The following is a 12,483-nucleotide window of genomic DNA, read 5'->3' on the forward strand; positions in this document are numbered from 1 at the left end:
CATGTCATCGTACCGATGCGTGAGAGATTGTCGACAAAGTCCATTCACAGCGGACCACCGCGTGGAACACGTCGCCCGCCTCCAGCCGCTGCACCGTCCCGGCGGCGAGCGCATCGCCCACCCCCAGTCCCGCCGCCGTGGACGGCTCCCACGCGATCGTGTCCGCGCGGGGAAGGTCGGCGGCGGCGTGGTTGGACCACAGCAGCCAGTGCGGCATCGTCCCGGCGACGTCTCGCAGCGTGACCGAGCCGGCGGGCCCGAGGAGCGCGCCGGTCGCATGCGCCCCGTGACGGGCGATATGACCCGCCCCGCCGTCCGCGTGCGCCGGCACGGCGACGACCGGCTCTCCGGCGAACAGCACGCGCCCCGGAGCGAAGAACGCGCGAGAGAAGCAGGGGTGCTCGCCCCACGTGAACGACCGGACCCCCGAACCCGTGTTCCGCACGACGGTCGAGACCGTGAGGGCGCCGTCCTCGAGAGCGATCGTGCGGGTCAGCTCCGCCACCCCGCCGTCGAGGAAGGGCCCGTCGGCGACGCACACCACGCGGTCGTCGGCGTGCGCGACCATCGTCCACGGCACCCGGGGCGCCCATCCGTGCTGCGCCGTGGACGGGGTCGGCAGTCCCGCGCCGGGGAACATGGGGAACCATCCGCCGACCAGCACCTCCTCGTCGAACTCCTGCGCCGACTCCTCCCCCGTCAGTTCCGAGGGCACGAGCACGCGCGGGCGACGGCCGTCGGACCACAGCACGTCCCCACCGCCCGGATCGAACTCATGGATCAGGCAGCCGTGCGCGGGCACGACCGTCGCCCGCGCGCGCCCCGCCCGCAGAACGTGCACGGTCGCCGCGTCCGACGCGTGCTCCCCGGCACCCGGGCGCGACGTCGTCATCGCGACGGGCCCTCCGGCCCGCCGCGTCCCGCGCTCGCCCCCATCTCCTCGAGCGAGCGGCCGTTGGTCTCACGGACCCCGAAGTACACGAGCAGGAACGACAGCGCCGCCATCACCGCGTACAGGGCGTAGCTGCCGGGGAGCGACACGTCCCGCAGGCTGGGGAACGAGAAGTTGAGCGCCACGCCCGCGAGCCAGTTCGCCGCGGCGCACACGGACAGCGCGACGCCGCGGATCCGGTTGGGGAACATCTCCCCCAGCAGCACCCACACGACCGGACCCCACGACACCGCGAACGCGACCACGAACAGGTTCGCGCCGATCAGCGTCACCGGGCCCCACACGCCGTCCAGCTGGGGCGCCCCGTCCACGATGCGCGCCGTGGAGAAGCCGATGCTCACGATCACGAGGCTGACGAACATGCCCACCGAGCCGGTCAGCAGCAGCCTGCGACGCCCCACTCGGTCGATGAGGACGATCGCGACGACGGTGGCCGCCACGTTGATGAAGGAACTCAGCACCGACAGCCCGAATGCGGCGGACTCCTCGAAGCCGACCGACTCCCACAACGAGGTGGAGTAGTAGAAGATGACGTCGATGCCGACGAGCGCCTGCAGCGCGGCGACCCCGATGCCCACCCACACCACGGGGAGGAGCCCCCGACGCCGGTCCAGCAGGTCGCGGAAGCGCCCCGCGTCCTTGTGCTGCAGAGACTCCTCGATGCGGTCCGTGAGCAGTCGCGCCTCCGCCGGCGCGACGCGCTGCAGCCGGATCAGCACCCGACGCGCCGCCTCCACCCGGCCACGCGCCACGAGGAATCGCGGGGACTCCGGGACGACGAGCGCGAGCACCAGGTAGATCAGCGCCGGCACCACCCCCGCGATGAACATCCAGCGCCAGGCCGGCAGCCCGAGGAACAGCTCCGCATCCGCGCCGCCGAGCACCCACGCGATCCCGCTGTCCGAGAGCAGGGCGACGAAGATCCCCAGCACGATCGCCATTTGCTGCATCGAGGCGAGCCGTCCGCGGACGTGTGCCGGAGCGATCTCCGAGATGTAGAGGGGGCCGAGCACGGTCGCGAACCCGACCGCGATGCCAGTGACGAGCCGCCACACCGCGAGGTCGACCACGCCCTGCGCGAGACCGCACCCGATCGCGGCGACGAAGAAGACGACGCCGGCGGTGAGCATGGTGCGGGGCCGTCCGATGCGGTCCGCGATCCACCCGGCGCCGAGCGCCCCCACCGCCGCCCCGAGGAGCGTGACGGCGACCACGACGCCCAGACCGACGGCGTCCAGTCCGAGGTTGTTCTCGATGGCGGTGACCGCGCCGTTGATGACGGCCGTGTCGAAGCCGAAGAGGAAGCCGCCGACCGCAGCCGCGACCGCGAACCCGGTCACAGCGGGGGTGAGACGTCCGCTCTCCCCTGGCGGGGGCGTCGTGGCGGCGCTCCTGCGACGGCGGCGCTCGGGCGCGGCGCCGGCGACGGCGGATGAGTATTCAGAGGACATCGGCTCTCTCCAGTCGGATTCCGGGTCGGTGCACGGTGCGCGCTCCCGACGAGACCACCGCGGTGCCGTTCACCCAGACGTGACGGGCGGCGGTGGCGTAGGTCTCGGGCAGGACGAAGGTGTCCGTCGCCCGCAGCAGTTCGGGGTCCCACAGGACCAGGTCGGCGAAGGCCCCGTCGGCGACGACGCCCCGATCGCGGAGGCGGAAGTGCCGCGCGACCGCGCCGGTCATCTTGTGGACGGCCGCCTCCAGGGGGAGAGTCCTCGCGCGCAGGGCATGGTGGCTCAGGAAGTGCTGGGAGCCGTGGAAGAACAGGGGATGCGGGGTCCGGGCGCCGAGGACGCCGTCCCGACGGGACGTGAAGCCGTCCACGCCGAGGAGGAAGCGCTCATGGCGCACCGCCTCGGCGACGTGGTCGGGATGGAACAGCGCTCCCATGAACTGCACGGCTCCGAGGTCGCCACCCGACGCCGCCATGATGTCGAAGTAGGCGTCCCATTCGTCCGTCCCGTTCGCCGCCGCGATCTCCGGAAGGATCAGCCCCTCCCAGTCGGGGGTGGCCGGGCTCACCGCCAGCCGGACCCGTTCCCACTGGCCCCTGTGCACGAAGCGCCAGTACCGGTCGGCGTCCGCACGCACCCGCGCACGCACCGCCGGGTCGCGGAGGGCGTCGGCCGCGGCCTCCTCCCCCGCCGAGAGCAGCCAGTCGGGCAGCAGTCCCGCGGCGAGTCCGATGCCGTCGGGATAGGGGGTCATGTCCGCGAGGACGTCGACCCCGGACCGACGCTCGCTCTCCAGCCGGGCCACCGCTTCCTCCCACGCCCCCTCGTGCGCGCCGGTGTCGTGTCGCACGTTCAGATGCGACAGTTGCGCGCGTAGCTCCCCGGCGTGGACGACGCGGAAGAACTCCGCCACGGCCTCCGCGAGCGCCGTGTCCCGGTTGCGGATGTGGCTGGCGTACATGGCGTCATGACGTCCCGCGACACGGGCGAGCGCCTCCAGCTCCGGTGTCGAGGCGTTGCGCCCCGCCCCGTATTCCAGACCGGAGCTGAAACCGAGCGCGCCGGCGTCGAGCGCCTCGTGGAGATGCCGCTCCATGGTGCGCACGAGGTCGCCCTCCGTCCGCTCGGCGGCGCGACGGAGACCCGTGTGCCCGACGAACCAGGCGAGGTTCTGCGCCGTGCCGCCGTCGTGCACGACGGCGAGGAGGTCGGCGAACGACCGCCAGCGCACCTCGCCGTCGTAGCCGAAGGCCGCGAGCGCTCGGCGGGCGGTCTCCTCGTCGCCGTCGGCGATCGGCGCGTACGTGACGCCGCAGTTGCCCACGACCTCGGTCGTCACCCCCTGGTGCACCGTGCTCAGCGCATCGCGGTTGCTCAGGATCGACCAGTCGCTGTGGCTGTGCGGATCGATGAGCCCCGGGGTGAGGAGGAGGCCGCCCGCGTCGAGCTCCGCGGCCGCGGCGATGCCGGCATCGGGCGCGACGACCGCGATGCGATCGCCGACGATCCCGACGTCGGCCGGGAACGGCTCTGCCCCGGTGCCGTCGATGACGGTCGCTCCGCGGATGAGGAGGTCGATCACGACGTCAGAGCACCTTCCCGAGGAACGCCCGCGCCCGTTCGGTCTGCGCGTGGGACAGCAGCTGCTGCGGGGTGCCGCTCTCGACGATGCGCCCGTCGTCCATGTAGATGACGCGGTCGGCGACCTCGCGGGCGAAGCCGATCTCGTGCGTGACGACGACCATCGTCATGCCCTCCTGCGCGAGCCCCTTCATCACGGAGAGGACCTCGCCGACGATCTCGGGGTCCAGCGCCGAGGTGGGCTCGTCGAAGAGCATCACGCGCGGCTGCATCGCGAGGGCGCGGGCGATCGCGACGCGCTGGGCCTGTCCGCCGGACAGGTTGCCGGGGTAGGCGTCGGCCTTGGCGGCCAGGCCGACCTTCGCCAGCAGGGCGTCGGCCCGCGCGGCGGCCTCCGACGCCCCGATGCCGAGCACCTTGCGCGGGGCGAGCGTGACGTTCTCCCGCGCCGTGAGGTGCGGGAAGAGGTTGAACTGCTGGAACACCATGCCGACGTCGCGGCGGACGGCGGCGAGGTCGGCCCGGCGCTCCTTCGCGGTGAGCAGGTGCCCGTTCACTTCGACGCTGCCGTGGCTGGGCGTCTCCAGTCCGTTCATGCAGCGCAGCAGGGTGCTCTTGCCGGAGCCGGACGCCCCGATGATGCAGACGACCTCGCCTTCGGCGACGTCGCACGTGATCCCGTGCAGCACCTCCGTGGCGCCGAAGCTGAGCCGCAGGTCGGTGACAGTGATCATTTCGAGTCTCCTCGGGAGGGGGTGAGCGCGTCCTCCACCCGGGGCGGGCGCGCGTGGATGGTGAGTCGGCGTTCATAGCGGCGGCCGGCGACGGAGAGGGCGAAGCAGATGACGAAGTAGACCGCCCCCACCACGAGGTAGGCGAGGATGGGCTGACCGGTCTGCGAGGCGACGATGTTGCCCGCCCGGGTGAGCTCGATCAGGCCGATGACGGCCACCAGCGAACTGTCCTTGATGAGCACGACGAGGAAGCCGATGCCCGGCGGCACCATGATGCGCGCTGCCTGCGGCATCACCACGAACCGGAGCTGCTTCGGCCAGGAGAGGCCCAGCGCCTGCGCCGCTTCGAACTGACCGCGCGGGAGGGCCTGGATGCTGCCGCGGACGATCTCGCTGATGTACGCCGAGGCGAAGATCGTGAGGGCGATCACGGCCGCCCAGTAGTCCGGCACGTTGCTGCCGGGCGACATCAGGGGCAGGGCGAAGTAGACGAAGAAGATGATGAGCAGCACGGGGACCCCGCGGATCGCCCCCACCCAGATCGCACTGATCCAGCGCAGCGGGGCGAACGGACTCGCCGCGAGGATGCCGGAGACGATGCCGACCACCCCGCCGAGAACCACCGCCAGAAGGCAGATCTGCAGCGTCACGAACGCGCTCTGGAGGATGAGGAGGAGATCGGGCAGATCGAACGACGTGAACATCAGGCCACCTTCCAGCGGATGCCGCGCGTCTCCAGGAGACGCGACGCCCCCGCGATGAGGAACGCGACGAGGAAATAGAGCAGCCCGCCGACGACGAACGTCTCGATCGTGCGGAAGGTGCTCGTCGTGATGCCCATCATCACGTGCATGAGCTCGGGCACCGCGACGATGGAGGCGATGGAGGACGCGAGGAACAGCAGGATCACCTGGTTCGTCAGCGACGGCAAGACGTTGCGCAGGGCCGGCACGAGACGCACATGGAGGAACGTCGTCCGTCGCGAGAGACCCAGGGCGTCCGCCGCCTCGATCTGCCCCTGCGGGATCGCCTCGAAACCGGCGCGGTAGATCTCCGCGAGGTACGCGGAGTTGTTGACGCTGAGGGCGAGGATGCCCGCGGTGATCGGATCGAAGTTGACGCCGACCGACGGCAGGGCGAAGTAGATCAGGTACAGCTGCAGCAGCAGCGGGGTGTTCCGGATCACCTCGACGTACGCGGCGCCGATCGCGCGGAGCACGGGGAGACGGGAGGCGCGCAGCAGGTACACGCCGACGCCCAGCGGCGACCCGATGAGCACGGCCGCGAGGGTGATGAGGATGCTGATGCCGAGGCCGGCGAGCAGCTCGGGCGCATGGGGGATGAGGTCCCCGAAGAAGAGTTGCATGAGTTGTCCGTTCCGGCTGCCCCGCCCGGGGCGGGGCAGCCGAGGAGGTCGCTACTTGATGAGCTCGGGGACGTCGGTGCCGAGCCACTCGTTGTACGAGTCGTTCGCCGCGTCGCTGATGTTGTAGTTCCGGATGAAGTTGTCGACGTAGTTCAGCCACAGCTGGTCGCCCTGCTTCAGCCCCATCGAGACCACGGACGGGCTCAGCTGCGGGGCGTCGACGACGACGAACTCGTCGCCGGAGTCGGCCAGGATGCCCTGGACGACGGAGTTGCTCTCCATCAGGGCGTCGACCTTGCCGCTGCGCAGGGCCTGGATGGAGTCGGCCACCGCCTCGAACAGGCTCGCGTCGGCCTCCGGGAAGCGCTTCTCGAGGATGGTGGCGGGTACGCTGCCGCGGGTGGCGGCCACGCTGCGGCCCGCGAGGTCGTCGTACGAGGTGATGTCGCTCCCCGCCGGGACCAGGACGACCTGGCCCTCCGCCGCGTAGGGACGGGACATGGCCACCTTCTGCGCACGCTCGTCGAGGTTGGTGAGGGCGGCGATGACGATGTCGACCTTGCCGGTCTCCAGCAGCGGGATGCGGTTCGCGTTCGTGGTGGACACGTACTCGATCTCCGCCCCCAGGGAGGCGGCGAGCGCCTGCGCGGCGTCGATGTCGAAGCCCTCGTACTCCCCCGAGCTCTTCATGACCCCGTAGGGCGGGGCGTCCGCGAACACACCGACGACGAGCGTCTTCTTCTCGAGGACTTTCGTGAGGGTGCTCTCCTGGCCGCCTGCTCCCGCGCCGCCGCTCGAGGTGCACGCGGTGAGGGCGAGGGCGGTCGTCGCGGCCACGGCGAGGCCGGTGAGGATACGCGTCAACTTCATTGTGATGCCTTTCGGGTTCGGGCCTTCGCGCTGCCGTCGTGCACAACGCTGTGGTCTCTCGTCGCACCGCTGACGGGTGCAGGAACAGACATTACCCACAGATTGCCCAGTTGTCGACAATCGACTATCTTCGGTTTCGGAAGGGGCTCCCTTTCCCTCATCACGGTTGGAAGGTCTTCATGCGCATCACCCGAATCGACACGTGCGGACTGCGAGGTGCGACACCCGAGGGCGGATGGTCGCACGAGCTGCAGCCCGACGACATCGTGCACACTCTCGTGGCGGTCCACACCGACGAGGGCATCGTCGGCGTCGGCAGCGCCTTCACCTCGGAGGCCCTGGTGCGCGGCGCCATCGACCTGCTCTCCCCGCACCTCATCGGCGAGAACCCCCAGGAAGTCGAGCGCCTGACCGAGACGCTGCACCAGACCGCCTTCTGGATGGGACGCGGCGGATCCCTCACCCACGCGACGAGCGCCATCGACATCGCCCTGTGGGACATCGCCGGCCAGGCGGCCTCCCAGCCCGTCGGACGACTCCTCGGCGGGCGCCACCGCGACCGCGTCCGCCCGTACGCGTCGGTCCTCATGGACGAGGCCGGCCCGATGACCGAGAATCTCGAGGCGCTCGTCGCGACCGGCTTCTCCGCCTTCAAGATCGGCTGGTGGAAGTTCGGCCGCGTGGACGCGGCGACCGACGAGGCCACCGTCGCCGCCGCACGGGCCGCGGTCGGCGATCGACTGCTGGCCGTCGACGCCGGCGGATCCGAGGCCTTCTTCCCGGGCGACAGGGCCTGGGCGAAGCGGACCGCCCGGATGCTCGCCGACTACGACGTCGCCTGGTTCGAAGAGGCGCTCGCCCCGGACGACATCGACGGCTTCGCGGAGCTCCGCGCGACGTCCCCCGTCCGCATCTCGGGCGGAGAGGTGCTCACCCGCCGCCAGAGCTTCCAGCCCTACCTCGACCGGCACGCGTTCGACATCGTGCAGCCTGACACGACGAAGGGCGGCGGACTGAGCGAGTCCCGCCGGATCGGGTGGGCGGCGCAGGACCGCGGCATCCGGCTCATCCCGCACGGCTGGAACACCGGCATCGGGCTCGCGGCCGACCTGCAGCTGGCCTCCGCCCTCTCCGCCACCGACCTCGTCGAGTACAAGACGGGCTCGGCCTACGTCGACGACCTCATCCACGGCGGCTGGACGCTGGACGCCGAGGGCCGCCTCGACATCCCCGCGACGCCCGGACTCGGGGTGACCCTCGACGAGGACACCCTCGGCCGCTACGGCACCCGCCCTGGATTCGCCACCGCGACCCCCTGACCGCCCCGCGCGACCGACCGCAGGAGACCATCATGCGCCCCACCCCGTCCGACACCCTCACCCGCACCGGCGTGCTGGCCGTGCTCCGCGCACCCGATGCGAGCCTGTACGAACCGGTGGTGCGGACCCTCGCCGAGAGCGGCGTCCGCTGCATCGAGCTGACCCTGACGACCCCGGGCACGATCGCCACCCTGCCCCGACTCATCGCAGCGGCGGGTGAGGCGGAGATCGGCGTGGGGACGGTCCGGGAGGAGCACGAGGCGCGTGCCGCGATCGACGCCGGCGCCCGTTTCCTCGTCTCGCCGGGGATCATGCCCGGCGTGGCGGAGGCGGCCGCCGCCGGGGAGGTGCCGGTCTACCCGGGCGCGATGACGCCGACCGAGGTGGACGCCGCGTGGCGACTCGGCGCGGCGGCGGTGAAGATCTTCCCGGCCGCGACCGTGGGCCCCGACTACATCGGGCAACTGCGCGGACCCTTCCCGGACGTGCGAACGCTGCCCTCGGGCGGCATCGCGCTGGACGAGATCCCCGCGTGGATCGCCGCCGGCTGCATCGCGGTGAGCCTGGGCGGCCCGCTCCTGGGGGATGCGTTCGCCGGCGGCAGTCTCGTCGCCCTTCGCGAGCGCGCCGAGCAGGCGCTCGCGGCCGTCGCCCGCGGACGCGGCGCGTGACCCTCCCACCGCTCCACGTCGTCACGGTCGGCGAGGCGATGGGTGTGGTCACGAACGACCGGCCCGGCCCCCTCGACTCCGCGCGGGCGCACACGTTGAGCTTCGGCGGCGCGGAGAGCAACGTCGCGATCGGGCTGGCGCGCCTGGGAGCACGCGCGAGCTGGGTCAGCCTCTTGGGCGACGATCCACTCGGCGATCTCATCGCGCGCGAGCTGCGGGCGGAGGGCGTGACGGTCCATGCTCCTCGCCGCAGCGACCGCCCGACGGGGATCATGCACAAGCATCGACGGACCACGGGGATGGCCACGGTGACCTTCTGGCGCGCGGGGAGCGCCGCCTCCGGGCTCGCACCGGCGGACGTCCCGGACGCGCTCCTGGCCACCGCGGACGTCGTCCACCTCACAGGGATCCTCGCCGGGCTCGGCCCCGACTCCTTCGCCTGCGCGAAGGACGCCGCGCGGCGGGCCCGGGCGGCCGGCGCCCGCGTCTCGTTCGATGTCAACCATCGCGCCGCGCTCTGGCGCGGCCGGGACGCGCGCGCCGCCTACCGTGACCTCGCCTCGGCCGCCGATGTGCTGTTCGCGGGCGAGGAGGAAGCCGCCATCCTGGTCGGCGCGGGGACGCCGGGTGAGCTCGCGGAGCGCCTGCGCACCCTCGGTCCGCGAGAGGTCGTCATCAAGCGCGGCGCGGCCGGGGCCTTCGCGGACGACGGCCGCGACCGCCTCGACCTGCCGGCCGTGGCAGTCGACGCCGTGGACACGGTGGGTGCCGGGGACGCCTTCGTGGCGGGGTACCTGAGCCTGCGGCCCGCGGAGGCGACTCTCGCGGAGCGGGTGCAGCGGGCGGTGGCCGCGGGGGCCTTCGCGTGCTTGTCGTCCGGCGACTGGGAGGGGGCGCCGACCGCGGCCGAGCTCGCGCGACTCGGCGAGGCGGAGGGTGTGCGGCGCTGAGCGGCGGCCGTCGCCTCTTTTCACTTTAGGCCTGATAAAGTGCTTTCATGATCGACAAGCAGTACACCGTGGAAGAGGCGGCTCAGCAGCTCGCCGACACCGAGCGGATCGGCCGCGAGGCCCGGCGCGCGACGCGCTGGTTCCGGATCTTCGTCATCGCGCAGGCGACCTACGCCCTGGCGTTCACCCTCTCGATCGACGTCGCCGATGTCCCGTACTGGAAGGCGTTCGCACCCTTCGCCCTCGTGACGATCTCGATCTGGATGATCGCGGTCCGCTACCGCCGCTCCGTCCCCCGGAACGGGTTCCGCAACATGGGGATCGCCCTGTGCACGTGGTTCGCGCTGCACACCCTTATGTTCGATCCGGCGCTCCAGCTGGTCGGGGCATCCTCCCCCTGGTGGTGGGTGCTCGCCGGCGTCGTGGCGGTCGCCCCGATCCTCGCCTGCGTGTTCGCGAGCTCCCGTCGATGAGTCACCCCCGCCGGGAGATCGACGCCCTCATCCACTCCCCGGTGAGGTTCTCCCTGCTGGCCGCCCTGCGCAACCTGGAGGACGTCGACTTCCGATTCCTCGCCGACCTCCTCGAGGTCAGCGACTCCACGCTGTCGCAGGCGCTCACCGCGCTCGCCGACGCCGGCTTCGTCACCGTACGGAAAGAGGCCTCCGGTCGCCGCACACGCACCTGGGTCGGCATCACGGACGCCGGCCGCGCCGCCTTCGCCCGGCACCTCGCCACGCTTCAGGCGATCATCGACGCGGGGGCCACCACCGAGAGGACACCGGAATGAACGACGACACGGAGGTCGATGTGCGCCTCGCCCGTGGCGAGGATCTGGCGACCTGTGCGGAGACGCTCGCCGCCGCTTTCCGCGACTACCCCTGGACCCGGCACGTGATCCCCGAGGACGACTACGACGCGCGGCTCGCGGCCCTGCAGCGCCTGTACCTCGGGTACGCGCACGACCAGGGGATCGTCGCGGTCGCCGGTGAGGGCGCGGGCACCATCGCGCTTCTCCGCCCGGACGCCGCGGAACCGGAGGCCGCCTTCATCGCGCAGGTGGTCGCGCTGCACGGCGACCGCCTCGACCGCGTCGACCAGACCCCCTCCCCCGCAGGCGCGTGGCGGCTCGAGACCCTGGGCGTGCACCCTGGCCGACAGGGACGCGGGATCGCCTCGCACCTCCTCCGCTTCGCACTCGACGAGGTCGCTCGCCGTGGCGGCGGACCCGTGGTGCTGGACACCTCGGATGCGCGCAACGTGCGCCTCTACGAGCGTCACGGATTCCGGACGACTGCCCTCACCGATGCCGACGGTGCGCCGCCGGTCTGGCGCATGGCGGCGGTCGTCCCCACGGACGATGCGCGGGGAGAGTAGATGACCAGCGCGAGCCCGTCCGTCCCGTTCAGGCGGAGCTGCTCGCGGGTGAAGATCTGCTCGCCCCGTTCCGCGTGGGTGAGGCGGACGACGGCGCCGCGCTGCGCACGGACGTCGTGTCGCGCCCAGATCCGTCGGAACGTCGCGCTGGCCCCGGAGAGCTCCGCGGCCAGCGCGTGGAGCCGCGCGTCGTCCCCTGCGCCCATCGCGTACCGGAGGCCGGCAGTCATGCACGCGGCAACCCCTTCCCAATCCGGGTGCAGGCGGGCTGGCCCAGAGCCTCGATGAGGTCGAGCGACGTCTGCGGCAGCACGTCGTCCCGCGGCGAGGCCCCCACGGCGGGCGGCTCTGCGGCGAGCGCTCTCAGGTGAGCGACGTGGTCGGCGTCCAGGCGCAGCGCCCGCGCCAGGGCGTGCTCCCGCGGGGTCGGGTGTGCCCCGAGCCCGGGAGTTCAGCCACATCCAGTTCCACGGCCGTGTTCCCGCGCGGACGCCGGAGGACTCCGTGCCGGTCCTGGTGAGGCTCGCGCGGCCGAGGGGAGCCGCTGATCGGACGGCTCTGGTCGTCTCGAGCGATCACGCCGACGCCGTCGCATTCGTCACGAAGCTCTACGACGAGCTCGGCTTCGACACCGTCGACGACAGCCCGCTCGCCGCGTCCTGGCGCAGCGCCCCCGGAACCCCGATGTGGGCGATGTCCGTCGACGGACAGAGCCGCGACCGGCTTCGGAGGAACCTGGAGCAGGCCCACCGCCCGCGATCCCGTCCGACGGCGTGACTCTCCCACCGGTTCCTCTCTCTACGATGGAGTCGTGCAGCTCGTGGACACCCTCTCCGTCGTCGGTGAGGTGCTGTCCTGGATCGGCCTCGGCGTCGGAATCCCGTTGCTCATCGTGGCCCTGCTGATCCGGCTCGTCGAGGGGCAGTGGGTCCCCGTCGAGATCGCCGTGATCGATCGGGACGGCCGCCCCACCGCTCGCTGGTTCGCCGGCGGCGACTTCCACGAGAGACCGCTGCGCCGCGGCGAGCCCGCGGCCACCACCGATGGATGGGTCGACGGGTTCCACAGCTCGAACGACCCGGCCCGCATCCGGATCGGTGAGCCGCCGCATCTGCGCCGGGTCCTGCGGACTGTCGGGGTGGTCTTCGCCGCGGTCGGTGCCGTTGGCCTGATCGTGTCGTTCCTCCCGCTCGTCCTCTGACTCGGCCC

Annotated in this window: 16 protein-coding genes; 8 read left to right on the forward strand and 8 right to left on the reverse strand. The window is 71.8% G+C overall.

Annotated features, from left to right (window positions below; genetic code table 11):
- Positions 1-4 precede the first annotated feature (4 nt).
- Genes BV453_RS11655 through BV453_RS11685 form a run of 7 tightly spaced genes read right to left on the reverse strand, consistent with a single transcriptional unit; the run spans position 5 to position 6,957 of the window.
- The gene (locus BV453_RS11655) at positions 5-892 is read right to left on the reverse strand and encodes a hypothetical protein (protein WP_249521650.1); all 888 of its coding nucleotides are present in this window, start codon (positions 890-892) and stop codon (positions 5-7) included.
- Positions 889-2,403, reverse strand: coding sequence for a sugar porter family MFS transporter (locus BV453_RS11660; protein WP_249521651.1), 1,515 nt, complete (start codon positions 2,401-2,403; stop codon positions 889-891). Before BV453_RS11660 ends, BV453_RS11655 begins: the two co-directional genes overlap by 4 nt.
- Positions 2,393-3,988 carry an amidohydrolase family protein gene (locus BV453_RS11665; protein ID WP_249521652.1) on the reverse strand — a complete coding sequence of 532 codons (1,596 nt, stop codon included), beginning with the start codon at positions 3,986-3,988 and terminating at the stop codon, positions 2,393-2,395. The genes BV453_RS11660 and BV453_RS11665 overlap by 11 nt, the downstream gene beginning before the upstream one ends.
- Before the next feature lie 4 nt (positions 3,989-3,992).
- The gene (locus tag BV453_RS11670; RefSeq protein WP_085605728.1) at positions 3,993-4,721 is read right to left on the reverse strand and encodes an amino acid ABC transporter ATP-binding protein; all 729 of its coding nucleotides are present in this window, start codon (positions 4,719-4,721) and stop codon (positions 3,993-3,995) included.
- Positions 4,718-5,425 carry an amino acid ABC transporter permease gene (locus tag BV453_RS11675; RefSeq protein WP_249521653.1) on the reverse strand — a complete coding sequence of 236 codons (708 nt, stop codon included), beginning with the start codon at positions 5,423-5,425 and terminating at the stop codon, positions 4,718-4,720. The genes BV453_RS11670 and BV453_RS11675 overlap by 4 nt, the downstream gene beginning before the upstream one ends.
- Complete coding sequence (locus BV453_RS11680) at positions 5,425-6,087, reverse strand: amino acid ABC transporter permease (protein WP_126893827.1); 663 nt, start codon at positions 6,085-6,087, stop codon at positions 5,425-5,427. Before BV453_RS11680 ends, BV453_RS11675 begins: the two co-directional genes overlap by 1 nt.
- A 51-nt stretch (positions 6,088-6,138) precedes the next feature.
- Positions 6,139-6,957 (reverse strand): transporter substrate-binding domain-containing protein, encoded by an 819-nt coding sequence (locus tag BV453_RS11685; RefSeq protein ID WP_085605722.1) that lies wholly within the window; start codon positions 6,955-6,957, stop codon positions 6,139-6,141.
- Positions 6,958-7,136: 179 nt separating this feature from the next.
- Here BV453_RS11685 and BV453_RS11690 point away from each other — a divergent pair, with 179 nt between their 5' ends.
- From BV453_RS11690 to BV453_RS11715, 6 genes are read left to right on the forward strand one after another with little or no spacing between them, the layout of a single operon-like run.
- The gene (locus BV453_RS11690) at positions 7,137-8,276 is read left to right on the forward strand and encodes a mandelate racemase/muconate lactonizing enzyme family protein (protein ID WP_126893826.1); all 1,140 of its coding nucleotides are present in this window, start codon (positions 7,137-7,139) and stop codon (positions 8,274-8,276) included.
- Positions 8,277-8,308: 32 nt separating this feature from the next.
- Positions 8,309-8,947: a bifunctional 4-hydroxy-2-oxoglutarate aldolase/2-dehydro-3-deoxy-phosphogluconate aldolase gene (locus BV453_RS11695; protein WP_249521654.1), complete on the forward strand. Its 639-nt coding sequence runs from the start codon at positions 8,309-8,311 to the stop codon at positions 8,945-8,947.
- Complete coding sequence (locus BV453_RS11700) at positions 8,944-9,897, forward strand: sugar kinase (protein ID WP_249521655.1); 954 nt, start codon at positions 8,944-8,946, stop codon at positions 9,895-9,897. Before BV453_RS11695 ends, BV453_RS11700 begins: the two co-directional genes overlap by 4 nt.
- A 47-nt stretch (positions 9,898-9,944) precedes the next feature.
- The gene (locus BV453_RS11705; RefSeq protein ID WP_249521656.1) at positions 9,945-10,370 is read left to right on the forward strand and encodes a hypothetical protein; all 426 of its coding nucleotides are present in this window, start codon (positions 9,945-9,947) and stop codon (positions 10,368-10,370) included.
- Positions 10,367-10,687: a transcriptional regulator gene (locus BV453_RS11710; RefSeq protein ID WP_249521657.1), complete on the forward strand. Its 321-nt coding sequence runs from the start codon at positions 10,367-10,369 to the stop codon at positions 10,685-10,687. The genes BV453_RS11705 and BV453_RS11710 overlap by 4 nt, the downstream gene beginning before the upstream one ends.
- A complete protein-coding gene (locus BV453_RS11715; RefSeq protein ID WP_249521658.1) occupies positions 10,684-11,274 on the forward strand; it encodes a GNAT family N-acetyltransferase in 591 nt (196 codons plus the stop codon). The genes BV453_RS11710 and BV453_RS11715 overlap by 4 nt, the downstream gene beginning before the upstream one ends.
- Here BV453_RS11715 and BV453_RS16960 read toward each other — a convergent pair.
- On the reverse strand, positions 11,175-11,735 hold the full coding sequence (locus tag BV453_RS16960; protein WP_374209031.1) for a hypothetical protein: 561 nt from the start codon (positions 11,733-11,735) through the stop codon (positions 11,175-11,177). The genes BV453_RS11715 and BV453_RS16960 overlap by 100 nt on opposite strands.
- On the opposite strand from BV453_RS16960, the gene BV453_RS11720 reads away from it, so the two are divergent.
- Both BV453_RS11720 and BV453_RS11725 read left to right on the forward strand, forming a co-directional pair.
- Positions 11,707-12,051, forward strand: a complete 345-nt coding sequence (locus BV453_RS11720) for a hypothetical protein (protein ID WP_249521659.1) — start codon at positions 11,707-11,709, stop codon at positions 12,049-12,051. The genes BV453_RS16960 and BV453_RS11720 overlap by 29 nt on opposite strands.
- Before the next feature lie 34 nt (positions 12,052-12,085).
- A complete protein-coding gene (locus BV453_RS11725) occupies positions 12,086-12,475 on the forward strand; it encodes a hypothetical protein (RefSeq protein ID WP_126893822.1) in 390 nt (129 codons plus the stop codon).
- The last annotated feature ends 8 nt before the right edge of the window (positions 12,476-12,483 follow it).

This window comes from Microbacterium sp. ER1 (genome assembly GCF_023383675.1).
Lineage (GTDB): Bacteria > Actinomycetota > Actinomycetes > Actinomycetales > Microbacteriaceae > Microbacterium.

Coding starts and splice junctions, on each gene's coding strand:
- BV453_RS11715 (WP_249521658.1), top strand. CDS start 10,684: ATGAACGACGACACGGAGGTCGATGTGCGCCTCGCCCGTGGCGAGGAT.
- BV453_RS11680 (WP_126893827.1), bottom strand. CDS start 6,087: ATGCAACTCTTCTTCGGGGACCTCATCCCCCATGCGCCCGAGCTGCTC.
- BV453_RS16960 (WP_374209031.1), bottom strand. CDS start 11,735: ATGTGGCTGAACTCCCGGGCTCGGGGCACACCCGACCCCGCGGGAGCA.
- BV453_RS11655 (WP_249521650.1), bottom strand. CDS start 892: ATGACGACGTCGCGCCCGGGTGCCGGGGAGCACGCGTCGGACGCGGCG.
- BV453_RS11670 (WP_085605728.1), bottom strand. CDS start 4,721: ATGATCACTGTCACCGACCTGCGGCTCAGCTTCGGCGCCACGGAGGTG.
- BV453_RS11710 (WP_249521657.1), top strand. CDS start 10,367: ATGAGTCACCCCCGCCGGGAGATCGACGCCCTCATCCACTCCCCGGTG.
- BV453_RS11675 (WP_249521653.1), bottom strand. CDS start 5,425: ATGTTCACGTCGTTCGATCTGCCCGATCTCCTCCTCATCCTCCAGAGC.
- BV453_RS11660 (WP_249521651.1), bottom strand. CDS start 2,403: ATGTCCTCTGAATACTCATCCGCCGTCGCCGGCGCCGCGCCCGAGCGC.
- BV453_RS11705 (WP_249521656.1), top strand. CDS start 9,945: ATGATCGACAAGCAGTACACCGTGGAAGAGGCGGCTCAGCAGCTCGCC.
- BV453_RS11685 (WP_085605722.1), bottom strand. CDS start 6,957: ATGAAGTTGACGCGTATCCTCACCGGCCTCGCCGTGGCCGCGACGACC.
- BV453_RS11690 (WP_126893826.1), top strand. CDS start 7,137: ATGCGCATCACCCGAATCGACACGTGCGGACTGCGAGGTGCGACACCC.
- BV453_RS11695 (WP_249521654.1), top strand. CDS start 8,309: ATGCGCCCCACCCCGTCCGACACCCTCACCCGCACCGGCGTGCTGGCC.